This is a genomic window from Streptococcus sp. F2 (genome assembly GCF_056500955.1).
Window position 1 is genome coordinate 1 of sequence record NZ_JBWKAI010000019.1, and the last position, 14984, is coordinate 14984.

Below are 14984 nucleotides of genomic sequence, written 5' to 3' on the forward strand. Positions count from 1 at the left end.
AGTAATCATAGGCAGTGTGACCAGCCTTGAGATAAGCAATGACCTTATAAATTGTTTGTCTTGATCTTTTGAGGGATTGACAAATATTGCTAACAGTTATTCCTTCTTTGTAATAAGCCTCTATCATTACAAGCTCGGTTGTGGTAAGATGAGTATAGGTCATTTATGTTAGTTCCTTTCAGACAAATGTGGTGTTTATCTGAGCCTAACATAAATGGCTTTTTTCTGTCTAGCTTAATTTTACAAATTAGGCTTTTTCAAAATGTCTCTTCGAAAAAACCACCCAATACTTAATAATAAATTGATTATAACACAAAATTCTTTTAAAAAGTAGTTTATTTTGTTATCATTCTATAGTATTAAGTATTGTTTTATAGCTGGTAAATTTCTTTGAATTTCTACTTGATTATTTGTTATAAAAGTTATAAAATAATCTTGTTGGAACCATTCAAAACAACATAGCAAGTTAAAATAAGGCTAGTCCGTTATCAACTTGAAAAAGTGGCACCGAGTCGGTGCTTTTTGTATCTTTATTTTACCTTGTCGATAAACTAAAAACAAGCGTTTTCAAAGCGCTTGTTTTTTATTTTTTGAAAAATGAATTCCTAACTTTTAGTTGTTACTATATCTTTGGTCGCTGCCATCTTGCTAAACCTACTAAGCTCCACAAGATGATTTCGTAAACGGTCATAAAGAAAAGGAAACAGTGCAAGAAAAAGACTTCTGGAAGGATCCAGATCACAGGATCTTTCAAGGGGTCAAAGAGCCAATTGCTATCTCTTACAAAAAGCACCTTATGAAAAAGAATAAAAAAGTTTTCAAATCCAATAACACTAGCCATTAACCCAATCATAAGAGGAAACAAAGCTGCTATCATTATAGGCCTTTGAATGGACCAGAAACTTTTAGTTTTGAATCTTTGCTTAAAATCCTTAACCGTTGTGTAAAGGAGACCTAGGAAGATGACTTGTGTGAGGTGAAAAAGCCACTTGACGTCTGCAAAATGCTTGAGCCCATCTGTCGATGATCTAAAACTAGCAAACGTCAAACTTGTCTCAAAGGGATTAGTGAGGTAATTGAGCAGTCCGTTATAGTTATGCAAGATAGCATCCTTGCTCATAAAAACAACTTGTTCTAATTTTAGGTACTCCACCTCAAGAGGATACCATAGCCAAGCTGAATAGATTGTCATGAGAATAGCTAACGCTAATAACCATAGCCAACTACAAAATAATTTAATATTTTCTACCATCACAATTCCCACTCATCAAGACTAGATAGGACATGATCTGGCTGCACTGGTAATGTTGGTACTTCTTCAGGTCTCGTAAAACCTGTTGTCACCAGAATGGTTGCAATATCATTTTGAATGCCTGCCATAATATCAGTCAAGTAATTATCCCCAACCATCACTGCTTCGGAACGTTTGACTCCTAGGACTTCTAGTGATTTATTCATAATGATAGCATTGGGTTTTCCGATAAAAATAGGCTTCACACGTGTGGCAGCTTCTAATAAGGCATTCAATGCACCTGCTCCTGGCATCAAGCCACGTTCAGTCGGGATGTTTAAATCAGGATTAGTCCCAATAAAGAGGGCTCCCTTTTGAATGGCTAAGGTAGCGGTAGCTAGCATGTCATAGGTTACATGACTGTCTAACCCAACCACTACGTAAGCGGGATTCTCAAGTTCTTCTACGTAGCCTGCGGCTGCAATAGCTGATTTGAGACCTTTTTCTCCAATAACGTAAGCTGTTTTGCCACGGTTCATGTCATTCATGTAATCGACGGTCGCCATAGTAGCTGTGTAGATAGTCTCAATGCCTGTCTCAACATTAAACTGTTTAGACAACATGTCTTGGACCATTTCAGGTGTGCGTGTTGTATTATTAGTCACCAATAAATAGGGAAGACCTTTTTCTTGTAGGCGTTTGATAAACCGTTCCCCTGCTGGAATACGGTTTTTCCCTTGGTAAATTGTTCCGTCTAAATCAATTAAATAACCCTTATAAGGCACTAGTCTGTCTCACTTTCTGTTTGTTTAATCGCTCGCCATTCAATCATGGCTTGGGCGTTCAGCTGCCCAGCTGTTGTGATTTGATGATAAGAAGTCAATTGATCTAACTGATAACTGGAGGTAATTTGACCACCTGGTGAGACTTCTTTGACGTATTTTAAAGTCATGCGTAAAGGCTCATGAGCCTTTAGAAACTCATACCCCAACACATCATACATCCAATCTAAATATTTACTGTTGTTAACGTGACCATTCATGTCAATGTCAAAATAGCGTACACGATAATCTTGGTCAATGGGCTTTTCTAAGAGATGCATTTTAGGAGCACGACGTAATTTTTTAACAAAATCAGTTTCAAATGGTGCTACTAAATCTTCCGGAATAGAGGCTACCTTGCGAGTTTCTGGATTGAGCAAAGCAAAATAAGCTAGAATATCTACCAAAAGTTGTCCCTCTTGGTCATAAATATAAAATTGTCGGTAACAAAAGAATTTATTATAAGACATGGCTTGTGTCTCAATGGTAATGGTTTCTTTGAAGCGAGGCAAGCGATGAATAGTTGCTTCATAATCCGTCACAATCCAGATTAAGCCGTATTGCTCTAAAAGGTAGTCATTACTTCGTCCTAATTGGGCAGATTGTCTCCCAGAGACCGTTAAACAATAGTCCAAGAGAAGTGGAAACTTAATATCTGATTTAACATCACACAACTCAAAAGGAAGTTTGATGTCCTCGCGATAACTTAATCCCATAATAACTCTCCTAATCTAATATAAACCGCTCAGCAACAGAGTCACCTAAGAAAAGACCCTTTTTAGTCATTCTGACAAAGGCATCATCTTTGACAAGCAGTCCCTGGTCTTGAAGATCCCTAACAATAGTTCCATAGCGCTCCTCAAAAGAAATACCAAATTTTTCTTGAAATCGCTGGATGGAAACTCCTGTCTTTTTACGCAATCCTAAAAAGAGTTCCTCTTCCATCATTTCCTCTTTGCGCAGCACTTCTTCATTTAGTCTAGCATTCCCTGCTTCAACTGCCTTAAGGTAGTGCTGAATCGGTACCCTATTTTGATAGCGAATGCCATTAAGGTAACCCGAAGCCCCTGCACCACATCCAAAATATTCCACATTATCCCAATACATCAAGTTATGACGACTTTCAAAACCAGGTTTGGTAAAATTGGAAATTTCATAATGCTCAAAACCATTAGCTTCCATTTCTGAAATAATATATTCAAACATTTCCGCTTCCAAGTCTTCCGTTGGTAAGTTAAGTTTACCACGTCGCATTTTGTTCATAAAAACGGTGTGATGTTCCAAAATAAGGCTATAAAGACTCAGGTGGGGAATATCAAGTGCCAGAGCTTTAGCAACATTTTCCTTGACTTGAGCTAAGGTTTGACCTGGCAAAGCATAAATTAAATCAATGGAAATATTGTGAAAGCCTGCAGCTTTTAAATTAGCGATGGTGCTATAAATTTGTTCTTCATTATGGCTACGGCCAATCTGCTTTAATTGTTTATTATTAAAGGTTTGCACCCCAAGCGAAATCCGATTGACAGCTGATTGTTTAAGCACTTCAATTTTATCTGGGGTTAAATCACCAGGATTGGCCTCAATAGTGAACTCTTCAAGATAGCTTAAATTGAGGTTTCGTTCAAGGTGACTTAATAAATACTCCAGCTGAGCTGCAGTAATCGCCGTTGGCGTTCCCCCTCCAATATAAAGAGTCTTTAAGTCATGAATGTCATAGGATTCGAATTCTTGAATCAGCGCTTCCAAGTAGGCATCAACAGGTTGATTTTGGATAAAGACTTTAGAAAAGTCACAATAGTAACAAATTTGTGTGCAAAAAGGAATATGCACATAAGCTGAGGTAGGTTTTTTTGACATGTTCTTATTATACCACTTTAGAGACCAAATGCCTCACTAAGAATACCTTTCTACGCTTTACTCATGCTTTAAAGAGGTCTTTAACCATTTGACAAATCAACTTACCGTCAGTTGGTTTAAAAACCAAATCATCAGCCTTTTGATGAAAACCATGGGCTTGGTAAAAGGTTCGTGCTGCTCCTTGCTCAACTGTAACGGTTAGCTGTAAAGCGTTTCTCTCAGTAGCTGCCAAAAGATGCTCCTCAATAGCAGTTAACATAGCTGGTGATATGACCTTTTGCTCTCCCTTGGTCAGTATGCCTAAATCCATATGAACGATTTCATTTGCTTCTTCTAACACAAGCAAAGCCAGTCTAGAGCCATTACGAAGTAACTGCAAAACTTCTTTTTCATCCTCAACTGCAGCTTCAAAGGCCTGAATAGCCCCTACGCTGGATAAAGAGTGACAAGCTATTTCTTCATCCCTTAATAGCTGTCTGACTACTTGTGCGGAAAGGGGCATAACATAAAACGAAGGCGTGTCTAGCAAGCGTGCAAAACTTTTAGTTAACTGCTTGATGCGACGGTTTTGAGTATCTTCTTTTTGGGTTTGATAAACATATGAAACATAACCTTCCTGAAATTCAGGAATCATGTCTAAGTAAAGTTTGGCTGCAAAAGGAGGCAGTAAGTCCGCTAGTTTTTCGATTTGCTGTTTTGTCATCCGATATCCTTTCTCTTCTACTTTAGCAATTTATAAAAGAGACTTGAGCTAAACGCCCCAAGCCTCTTTCCAATTGTTGACAGAAGCCTTAGAAATAAGGTTTCTTGTTTGTATTCAACTCGTTAGTTATCGCATCCGATTTCTGTACGGACGACATCAGCAATAGTATCGACATAATAATCAACTTCAGCATCTGTTGGCGCCTCTGCCATGACACGAAGAAGAGGTTCTGTACCACTTGGTCTCACGAGAATACGACCATTACCAGCCATTTCATCCTCCATTTTTGCAATGATGTTCGCAATAGCTGGAACTTCCATAGCACGTTCTTTCATGCTATTTTCCACACGAATGTTAACCAGTTTTTGAGGGTAAATGGTTACTTCAGCAGCTAATTCCGAAAGTGATTTTCCAGTTTCCTTCATTACCTTGGTTAATTGGATAGCTGTCAACTGACCATCTCCAGTGGTATTGTAGTCCATGATAATGACATGTCCTGATTGTTCACCACCGAGATTGTATCCTGAGCGACGCATTTCTTCAACCACATAGCGGTCCCCAACTGCTGTAATTGCTTTATTAATACCTTGTTTATCTAAAGCTTTATGAAAACCGAGGTTAGACATCACCGTTGTGACAATGGTATTGTGAGCAAGAATCCCTTTTTCTGACAAGTATTTACCAATGATAAACATAATACGATCACCGTCAACAATCTCGCCAGTTTCGTCCACGGCAATCAGACGGTCGCTATCGCCATCAAAGGCTAAACCAAGATCTGCTCCTGTTTCCTTAACTAACTCTTGAAGTTGTTCTGGATGCGTTGAACCAACACCGTCATTAATATTAAGACCATTTGGTTTTTCACCAATGACAGCAATTTCTGCATTTAAATCTAAAAAGACATCACGTGCTGACACTGAAGCAGCTCCATTAGCAGTGTCTAAGGCAACTGTCATACCGTTTAAGTCAGTACCTGTTGTTACCAAGAACTTTTCATATTTACGAAGTCCTTCTGGATAATCTACCAAGGTTCCAAGCCCTTCTGCACTCGGGCGAGGAAGCGTGTCCTCCGGAGCATCTAAGAGAGCTTCAATTTCTAATTCTTGGTCATCAGCCAACTTAAACCCATCACTCCCAAAGAATTTGATGCCATTGTCAAGCGCAGGGTTATGACTCGCAGAAATCATCACACCAGCACTTGCTTTTTCAGTTCTAACTAAATAAGAGACACCAGGTGTCGCTAAAACACCAAGTTTATAAACTTCAATACCAACAGATAGTAGACCACCAATCAAGGCTGACTCCAACATTTCTCCTGAAATACGGGTATCACGCGCCACAAAAACTTTAGGTCTTTCGGTCTCATGTTGACTCAAAACATAGCCACCGAAGCGGCCCAGTTTAAAAGCTAACTCAGGTGTCAGCTCAACATTTGCTTCTCCACGAACACCATCTGTTCCAAAATATTTTCCCATAATTTATATAAGCCTAATGGCTTCCTCCATTCAATTTTCCTAGCTATTATCCATTATTTTTTAGTGGTTGTCAACTGAACGGTTACTACTGATGGCTCAATAGAAACCTGATTAGATGACAAACTCACAGTCTTACTCGTATTTTTTGTGACATCAGAGATGTTGACTTCTGCTACAATTTCGTCAATGGCTTCTAGGGCCTCTCGACTTCCTGAAATAAGAGCAGTCTGTTTTGACAATTTATATTGAATATCTGATAACCGGTCATCCATTACACCAACCGCTTCAACCCTAATCGGTACAGACTTAGTAATCCGCTTAACCCCGACAGACAAGTTAGCTTTTGCTGGATCTATAGCACTAGCCAATATCGTTCCATCAGCAGAAACAGCTTGAAGCGTTACCCGACTACTGTAATTAGCATCCAAGACCTGATCATCTGGTAATTTTGCCACAACATGATCAATCAAAGCAATGGTTGATTCATCACTGGTTACTTCAACCTTATCAATCCCTGTTTCAATTTTATTGATTTCATAACCATTGGCAATCTGTTTAGCATCAACTGCTCCTCGAACTGGAAACATTTTGGATTCTTTTTTACCAATAATCACTGAAATCTTATCCGGTGATACCGTAGCGGTTACCCCAGAAGGTAAATTTTCCACTTTCAGGTCTACTGTGACAGTGCCTGGATGACTCTTTGTTAAATCCGCAACGATTTTAAAACTGCGAGTATCACTATTTACTTCAGAATCCAATTTAACACGATTAGTCGATGTCAGATAAACTTCAGTGCCATAAGAGTAGCCACTGATAAAGTATTTTTCACTGTCATATTTCATGTCAATAGGAACATCTTTGAGACTATGCGTATAGGTTTCAATCGGACTATAGGTTTGCGAACCAGAATTATTATGGTTACTAGACGCAGCAGTCAAAAATAACAGAATGGCAAAAAAGACCGAAACTAGCCCTAACCAAGGGCGGCTATTTAAAAATCGTTTCATTTGCCTTTTCCTCCTAGAATTTTCTTGTACCATGGTAAAGTCACCGTTGGTTCACTGATTAAATAAGTTCGCAAAACAGTCTCAAATTCGTCTGCAGTCAGATCATGTAAAAATTGTCCTTTACGGGCAACCGAGGTGGCTCCTGTTTCTTCTGAAACAATAATAGTTAAGGCATCTGAGTTTTCAGATAGACCAATTGCTGCTCGGTGCCTTGTCCCAAATTCCTTAGAAATTGTCATGGATTCTGACAAAGGTAGGTAAGCACTAGCTGCTACTATTTTATTATGGCCAACAATGACTGCACCATCATGCAGTGGAGTGTTAGGAATAAAAATATTGATTAAGAGTTGGCTGGAAATATCTGCATTTAAAGGGATTCCTGTGGCAATGTATTCTTGTAAGGTTTGAGTCTGCTCAATAGCAATCAAAGCACCGATTTTTCGAGGACCCATATAAGCGACAGACTTGATTAATGCGTCTACTAAGGCTTCTTCACTGCTAACCGTTTGCTTTTGTAAAAAGACCTGTGTAGAGCGACCAAATTTTTCAAGTCCTGCACGGATTTCTGGAGCAAAAATCACAACCCCAGCGATAACCCCATACGTAATAACCTGATTCATCAAATAGGTAATAGTGGTGAAACCAATCCATTCCGCTATAAACCGAATAATCAAAAAGAAAATAACCCCTTGCACCAAGGACATGATTTTGGTACCTGTCAAAGCCTTAATAAAACGATAAATCAGGTAGGCCACAATCAAAATATCCAAGAGATGCACCGCTAGCATCCAGGGATCAGAAAATAAACTCAATAAAAACTTGGTGTCAATACTAGATAAATTACTCATACAACTCTCATTTCTATGTAAAAATAGATATCATTAACATTATATCATGATTCGTAACGTTTTTCTCTATCTAAAATTGAGAAACTTATGCTAAAATATAAACATGAAAATGAAGTCATTACTCGGTCTCAGTGCCGGCAAAACAGCTCAATTGATATTAAAGAAACTAGGGCGCGGTTCTACTTATCCCGGCCGTTTAGCACTAGCCTTCGATAAAGATATTTTAGATAGCCTCTCAAAAGATTATGAGATTGTTGTCATCACAGGTACCAATGGGAAAACATTAACAACAGCTTTAACCGTAGGCATCTTGAAAGAAGCATTTGGCGATGTACTTACCAACCCGAGCGGTGCTAATATGATTACGGGGATTACCGCGGCTTTTTTATCAGCTAAAAAAGGAAAATCTGGTAAACACATTGCTGTCTTGGAAATTGATGAAGCAAGTCTTCCAAAGATTACTAATTACCTCAAACCAAGTCTCTTTGTCTACACCAATATTTTTAGAGATCAAATGGACCGCTATGGGGAGATTTATACCACTTATCAAATGATTGTCGATGGAGCAAGCAAGGCACCTCAAGCAACTATCTTAGCCAACGGTGACAGTCCTATTTTCTCTTCAAAAGACTTAGTTAATCCGGTTCAGTATTATGGTTTTGATACTGCTAAGCATGCCCCACAATTGGCTCATTACAACACTGAAGGCATCCTATGCCCTAAATGCGAACATATCCTACAATACCACCTCAATACCTATGCCAATCTTGGAGACTTTATTTGTTTAAATTGTGGCTTCAAGAGACCACAGTTGGATTATCGATTAACTGAACTCACGACGATTACCAATCACAGTTCTGAGTTTATCATTGATGGCCAAGATTACAAAATCAATGTCGGTGGTTTATATAATATTTACAATGCCCTTGCTGCCGTCTCTGTTGCTGAATTTTTCGGTGTTTCTCCCGAGAAAATTAAGGCTGGTTTTAACAAAAGCAAGGCCGTTTTCGGTCGTCAAGAAACCTTTAAGATTGGAGATAAATCCTGCACCCTTGTGCTTATCAAAAATCCTGTTGGAGCCAGTCAGGCACTGGAAATGATTCAATTGGCAGATTACCCATTTAGCTTATCAGTTTTATTAAATGCCAATTACGCTGATGGAATTGATACCAGCTGGATTTGGGATGCTAATTTCGAACTCATTACACAAATGCCAATCACTGAGATTAATGCTGGTGGTGTCCGTCACTCTGAAATTGCCAGAAGACTTAGAGTCACAGGATTTGACGACACTAAGATAAAACAAGCTGAAAAGCTCGAGCAAATCATGGAAGCTATTGAAAAACAAGGAAGCAAACATGCTTATATTTTAGCAACCTATACTGCAATGTTAGAATTCCGTAGCTTGCTAGCCGACCGCCATGTGGTTGAAAAGGAGATGAACTAATGACTTACACTTCACTAAAATCTCCAGAAAACACTGACTACCTCTATGACCTAAACATTGCTCATCTCTATGGAAACCTGATGAATACCTACGGTGACAATGGGAATGTCTTGATGCTCAAGTATGTCGCTGAAAAACTTGGAGCTAGAGTTACCGTTGATATTGTTTCTCTGAATGATGCCTTTGACCAAGATTACTACGACCTTGTTTTTTTTGGTGGTGGACAAGACTATGAGCAAACCATCGTTGCTAAGGATTTGCCTAGCAAAAAAGTTGCTTTAGCGGATTACATTGCTAATAATAAAGTGGTGCTTGCCATCTGTGGTGGCTTCCAATTGCTAGGGCAATACTATGTCCAAGCTAATGGGGTTAAAATTGATGGACTTGGAATTTTGGGACACTACACCCTTAATCAGCACCAAAATCGTTTTATTGGAGACATTAAAATCCATAATGAGGTATTTAACGAAACCTATTATGGCTTTGAAAATCATCAAGGACGTACCTTTTTATCCGATGACGAGAAGCCACTTGGACGAGTGGTTTATGGCAATGGTAATAATAAGGAAGACCAAACTGAAGGTGTTCACTATAAAAACGTCTACGGCAGTTATTTCCACGGTCCTATCTTATCACGCAACGTGAACCTTGCTTACCGTCTCGTAACAACAGCTCTCAAAGAAAAGTACGGATCAGCTATTGCACTACCTAGCTATGATGATATACTGAAACAAGAAGTCGCTGAAGAATATGCCGACATTAAAAGTAAAGCTGCCTTTGATAAAGCTTAAGTTCTTCTTTCATATCATCAAACGAAAACTCCTAAGCAGGACATATCCCGCTTAGGAGTTTTATTGTTTTTCCTTCTTACAACGTTTCTCAGTGCTTAAAACCATTAAGCAACAATAGCTTTAGTAACTTCTTCAACGGTCATACGTGAGAAGTATTGAGTCGTATCAATCGTTTGCAAACGTTCAAGAACATCCCGGTACTCATATTTACAACCAATTAATAGGTTCTCAATATCTTGAACATCTTTGATTCCAAAGAAATCACCATAGATTTTAAGGTTTTTAATAATAGAATTTTCAACATTTGCGAAGGTTGAGATTTTACCTGCAGGGTAACGAACATTGCGTTCAATAGTGTACTCTGGAGCTTTCCCATAAGTCCAGTCCCAGCTACCAAATTGCTCTTTGGCAGATTGTTCAATCTTAGCTAACTCATCTTCTGACAAGACATATTCTGTCATATCTGGGTAAGTTTCTTTCATTTTAGCCAAGATTTTATCTGAAAATTCCTCAACGGTAATTTTTTCTGGTAATTCATTTAAAATATTGGTCACGCGAGCACGAACAGACTTCACTCCTTTAGACTCAATCTTGTCCTTACTTACTTTAAGAGCATCGCCAAGAACGGTCATATCCACATCAAACAAAAGGCAACCATGGTGCATCATGCGACCCTTGTAATAGGCTTGAGCATTACCACAGATTTTCTTGCCATCAATCTCAATATCATTACGACCTGTAAAATTAGCTGTCACACCTAAATCAGCTAAAGTCGCAATCACAGGTTGTGAGAAAGTTTTGAAATCAAAAGCCCCTTCAGCTGTTTTGTTAGAAATAATGGTGTAGTTCAAATTATTCAAATCATGGTAAACCGCACCACCACCAGATAAACGTCGCACAACATGAATACCATGTTCATCAATGTATTCTTTATTGATTTCTTGAATGGTGTTTTGATGTTTGCCAATAATAATAGCTGGCTCATTGATCCAAAGGATAAACAATTCGTCTTCTTCCACTAGTTCTCTAAAAGCATAAGCTTCCAGAGCAATGTTAAAGGCAGGATTGTGACTTTTGTTAACGATGTATTTCATAGGAAAAAAGTCCTTTCAAAAATATGTAATCTACTTCTCTAGTATAATGAAAACAAGCCTAAATGACAAGCTTTCTAGACCAACTAACTGAGGGTAATGTTCCCAAAAGCATTGGTGATGAGTAATTGACGAGGATGGGGCCCTTCACGATAGTAATGGCAACTTGTAGATTGTTGACCAAAAATATGACAATTTCCAAAATCTGTTGTCACATCAATAGTTACTTCTGTCTGATCTCGAGGTAAAAGTCTAACATCAGCATTACCACAAGCCATCTCTAAAAGCATGTATTCAAAAGTACTATTTTCAAGTGCCACATCACCATTAGCTAGTCTCATTTCGACTTGGCATAATTGACTCTGATGGATGTGCGTATCCCCATTCTGATTATCAATGATGAGTTGATTTGAGTAAGTCCCGTTAGTCAGTCCAATGTCGCCATTATAACAGATAAGGTGAGTGTTAGCACTCTGGCTTTCTTGCCAACTCATATCACCATTAGTTAATTCCAGCTTTAGGTCTTGGAAATGACAATTCAAGAAACTAATATCTCCATTGGCTAAAAAACCTGATAATTGCTCAGCAGAAAGAGCTCTTGCTCTAATATCACCATTGGTTAGGGTAAGCTGACACGTTTTGACCTCAAGACCTTCTAGGCTGGCATCAGACGATACCAGATGAATAGTAAGATCTGTAAGAGTCAGTCCTTTGGGAACTAATAAGGTAAGTTTATGTAATAGAAAATCAGGAACCTTGTTAGTTACTAGGTTCAAAAAACTGAAGTTTTGTTTTGGTCTAGGCTTTACTTGTTTAATACTAAATTGCTCATCCCTTTGTTCTATCTGAAGAAAGGTCGAGAGGTTAGAAGGATAATCTAAAGTTAGCTGAGTAACGTCAGCTTCTCTGATCATGAGGTCAATATCCTCTAAGAAAACGGAAACTTTTTTGGTCACTACAACCTTGCTATCTTCAAGCACCATAACTTCTCTCATCTCCATGGGAATGCCTTGTGCCTTCATCTCTGATAACAGGTCTTGAGCAACTTGGTGGGGATCACCAAGTTCAGCAAGAGCATCACTGGACTCTCCTACTTCTGCCAGATACTCTGTGAAAAAGGCTAACGCTTCTTCTCTAGCCTGAACAGGTAAACTGCTTAGGTCATGCTCTAATACCTGTAAAAAATCTTGCCTCATCATTTTGTTTCTCCTTTTGCCAAAGCTAGGATAGCTGCCGAATAACGCAGCCATTCCTTCTCCAAAAATAACAACTGTTCATACCCTTTCTCAGTTGGTTGGTAATACTTCCGTTGTCTCCCCTGATGAGCTTCCGTGTATGTCGATAGCCACCCATTTAACTCCATTTTCTTTAAAATAGGATAAAGGGTAGATTCCTTGATAGGGGTTAATTGCCGCAACTGCTGACAGATATCATAGCCATAAGAAGCTTTTTGCCCTACCATTCCCAATACTAAGAACTCAATCACAGGGGATGGTACTGGATAATACATGGTCACCTCCATAGATTTATTTTATTTATATGCTTAATTTAAATATATATAAAATATAACTCTATCATGAGCTTTTGTCAAGCTAAAACAAGCTCTCTAACTTGATTGAGTTCTTAGTGCTGGAAAGTTTTTAGAGAGTATTGGATGACATCGTCTTCTCCATAAGAAATAGCTGTAGACTAATGAGTCTACAGCTATTTTATTTATTCTGATATAAGATTTGACGACAATTATTTGCGTTTTGGTGGGTTGTGGATAGCTTCACCAAGAACATCTGCAAAGGCTTCGTACATCACTTCAGAGAAAGTTGGATGACCATGAATTGACAATAGTAATTCATCAACTGTTAATTCTGATTCCATAATTGTTGCTGCTTCGTTAATCATTTCTGCTGCAGCTGGTCCAATAATATGAACACCTAAGATTTCGTGGTATTTGGCGTCAGCAATAACTTTAACAAAACCATGTGCTTCATTTGAAGCAATCGCGCGTCCGTTACCAGTAAAGCTATTTTTTCCGATAAGCACATCGCCATATTGCTCACGAGCTTGTTCTTCAGTTAAACCAACCATTGCCACTTCAGGGTGTGTGTAAACAGCCGCTGGTGTGTATTTAAGGTTAGCTTTACGAGTGGTGTTGCCATGCATAGCATTTTCTGCAGCCACTTCACCCATACGGTAAGCAGCATGAGCAAGCATTTTAGTTCCGTTAACGTCACCTGGTGCATAGATACCTGGAATTGATGTCTCTTGGTAGTCATTAACTTTGATACGGTTACGATCCATTTCAAGGTTAAGGTTTTCAAGACCGTTCATTTGTGGTACACGTCCGATAGAAAGCAAGGCTTTTTCAGCGACAACTTCTTCACCATTGTTAAGTTTCAAGGTCAATTGGTTATTTGCTTCAACAATTTCAGAGACACCAACAGATGTTTTGATCTTCATGCCTTTCTTAGAAAGGATTTTTTGAAGTTCAAGAGATACTTCTTTATCCATAGCTGGGATAATGCGGTCAGCCATTTCAATAACGGTAACATCCACACCGTAAGATGCCCAAACAAGTCCAAGCTCGATACCAACAACACCACCACCCATAACTGCTAGTGATTTTGGCATTTGACGGAGGTCAAGGATATCGTCAGACGTTAAAACAAGTTTAGAGTCAATACCTGGGATATTGATACGTGATACTTTAGAACCTGTAGCAAGGATAACATTGCGACCCTTAATGGTTTTTGACCCAATAGTAACTGTCTTATCAGGGTTTACTTGAGCAAGCCCGTTAAAGATAGTGACTTTGTTAGCCTTTAGAAGACCTTGAACGCCGCCTGTTAATGTTTTAACAACAGTGTTCTTGAAGTCAACTGTTTTATCCATGTCAATGGTATAGTTAGTTGAGGCAAGGTTAATCCCACGTCCTGCTGCAATCTTGATACCATCAAGAATTTCAGCATTTTTAAGGTAAGTTTTGGTTGGAATACATCCTACGTTCAAGCAAGTTCCACCAAATTCAGATTTCTCAACGATTGCAATTTTACCACCAAGTTGAGCACCACGAATAGCTGCATAATAACCTGCAGGTCCACCACCGACAACGATAATGTCATACTCATCATCAGCAAGTGCAGCTTTTGGTGCAGCTGAAGCAGCTTGAGCTGGTGCTTTTGGCACTTCAAGTCCGGCAGCTTCTAAATCTTCTGTTGTACGAGCAACATTCACATCTGAAGCAGCGGGGCTAGAAACCTCAACTGATTCACCTTCTGCACCGATATAACCGATAACTTCTGTTACAGGTACTGTTTCACCGGCTTGACGTGTAATTTTAAGAAGAACACCTGAGTCTTCTGCTTCAAGTTCCATATTGGTTTTATCTGACATGATTTCAAGAAGAATATCGCCTTCATTGACAGTATCACCTTCTTGTTTTTTCCACTCGATGATTTCACCTTCTGCCATGTCAACACCGAGTTTCGGCATAATAATTTCAACAGCCATAATTTAAGATACCAAGAGCGAGAAGAAAGCGATTGAATTTTTGCGGTAAGTCGGAAATCTTTGATCTCGTTGAAGCACCCACGTCAGGACGACTCGGACTTTCCGAAACAAAAATTGAGGAAAGTTCAGACGTCTATGACGCTAAGATTAGCCAACTTTTACCACTTTTATCCGAGCTTTCCGCTCGGGTTCAATTGCTTGTC

General features: G+C 38.9%; 14 protein-coding genes and 1 pseudogene. 2 read left to right on the plus strand and 13 right to left on the minus strand.

Annotated features, from left to right (window positions below; translation table 11 throughout):
* The 9 genes and pseudogenes from ACYTR8_RS06785 to cdaA all read right to left on the minus strand — a co-directional run.
* Positions 1-163 (minus strand): annotated as a pseudogene (locus ACYTR8_RS06785) (IS30 family transposase); the annotation flags it as partial.
* 459 nt (positions 164-622) lie between these two features.
* On the minus strand, positions 623-1252 hold the full coding sequence (locus ACYTR8_RS06790) for a TIGR01906 family membrane protein (RefSeq protein WP_479641904.1): 630 nt from the start codon (positions 1250-1252) through the stop codon (positions 623-625).
* Positions 1252-2016, minus strand: coding sequence for a TIGR01457 family HAD-type hydrolase (locus ACYTR8_RS06795; protein ID WP_479641905.1), 765 nt, complete (start codon positions 2014-2016; stop codon positions 1252-1254). Before ACYTR8_RS06795 ends, ACYTR8_RS06790 begins: the two co-directional genes overlap by 1 nt.
* On the minus strand, positions 2016-2768 hold the full coding sequence (locus tag ACYTR8_RS06800) for an acyl-[acyl-carrier-protein] thioesterase (protein WP_111716697.1): 753 nt from the start codon (positions 2766-2768) through the stop codon (positions 2016-2018). Before ACYTR8_RS06800 ends, ACYTR8_RS06795 begins: the two co-directional genes overlap by 1 nt.
* 10 nt (positions 2769-2778) lie before the next feature.
* The gene (gene hemW / locus ACYTR8_RS06805) at positions 2779-3909 is read right to left on the minus strand and encodes a radical SAM family heme chaperone HemW (RefSeq protein WP_479641906.1); all 1131 of its coding nucleotides are present in this window, start codon (positions 3907-3909) and stop codon (positions 2779-2781) included.
* A gap of 61 nt (positions 3910-3970) precedes the next feature.
* Positions 3971-4612, minus strand: coding sequence for an N-acetyltransferase (locus tag ACYTR8_RS06810; protein WP_111716702.1), 642 nt, complete (start codon positions 4610-4612; stop codon positions 3971-3973).
* A gap of 122 nt (positions 4613-4734) precedes the next feature.
* The gene (gene glmM / locus ACYTR8_RS06815; RefSeq protein WP_479641907.1) at positions 4735-6090 is read right to left on the minus strand and encodes a phosphoglucosamine mutase; all 1356 of its coding nucleotides are present in this window, start codon (positions 6088-6090) and stop codon (positions 4735-4737) included.
* 53 nt (positions 6091-6143) lie between these two features.
* Positions 6144-7100, minus strand: coding sequence for a CdaR family protein (locus tag ACYTR8_RS06820; RefSeq protein ID WP_111716708.1), 957 nt, complete (start codon positions 7098-7100; stop codon positions 6144-6146).
* Positions 7097-7948, minus strand: coding sequence for a diadenylate cyclase CdaA (gene cdaA, locus ACYTR8_RS06825; protein WP_003056621.1), 852 nt, complete (start codon positions 7946-7948; stop codon positions 7097-7099). Before cdaA ends, ACYTR8_RS06820 begins: the two co-directional genes overlap by 4 nt.
* A 103-nt stretch (positions 7949-8051) precedes the next feature.
* Between cdaA and murT the strand changes: the two genes are divergently transcribed.
* Positions 8052-9395 carry a lipid II isoglutaminyl synthase subunit MurT gene (gene murT / locus ACYTR8_RS06830; protein ID WP_479641908.1) on the plus strand — a complete coding sequence of 448 codons (1344 nt, stop codon included), beginning with the start codon at positions 8052-8054 and terminating at the stop codon, positions 9393-9395.
* Positions 9395-10186 (plus strand): lipid II isoglutaminyl synthase subunit GatD, encoded by a 792-nt coding sequence (gene gatD / locus ACYTR8_RS06835; RefSeq protein ID WP_479640277.1) that lies wholly within the window; start codon positions 9395-9397, stop codon positions 10184-10186. The genes murT and gatD overlap by 1 nt, the downstream gene beginning before the upstream one ends.
* 104 nt (positions 10187-10290) lie before the next feature.
* On the opposite strand, the gene ACYTR8_RS06840 is transcribed toward gatD, so the two are convergent.
* The 4 genes from ACYTR8_RS06840 to lpdA form a co-directional block, all read right to left on the minus strand.
* A complete protein-coding gene (locus ACYTR8_RS06840; RefSeq protein ID WP_269760051.1) occupies positions 10291-11280 on the minus strand; it encodes a lipoate--protein ligase in 990 nt (329 codons plus the stop codon).
* Positions 11281-11363: 83 nt separating this feature from the next.
* Positions 11364-12476 carry a DUF4097 family beta strand repeat-containing protein gene (locus ACYTR8_RS06845; protein ID WP_111716715.1) on the minus strand — a complete coding sequence of 371 codons (1113 nt, stop codon included), beginning with the start codon at positions 12474-12476 and terminating at the stop codon, positions 11364-11366.
* A complete protein-coding gene (locus tag ACYTR8_RS06850; protein ID WP_003051169.1) occupies positions 12473-12787 on the minus strand; it encodes a PadR family transcriptional regulator in 315 nt (104 codons plus the stop codon). The genes ACYTR8_RS06845 and ACYTR8_RS06850 overlap by 4 nt, the downstream gene beginning before the upstream one ends.
* A 230-nt stretch (positions 12788-13017) precedes the next feature.
* Positions 13018-14781 carry a dihydrolipoyl dehydrogenase gene (gene lpdA / locus ACYTR8_RS06855; RefSeq protein WP_479640279.1) on the minus strand — a complete coding sequence of 588 codons (1764 nt, stop codon included), beginning with the start codon at positions 14779-14781 and terminating at the stop codon, positions 13018-13020.
* Positions 14782-14984 lie beyond the last annotated feature (203 nt).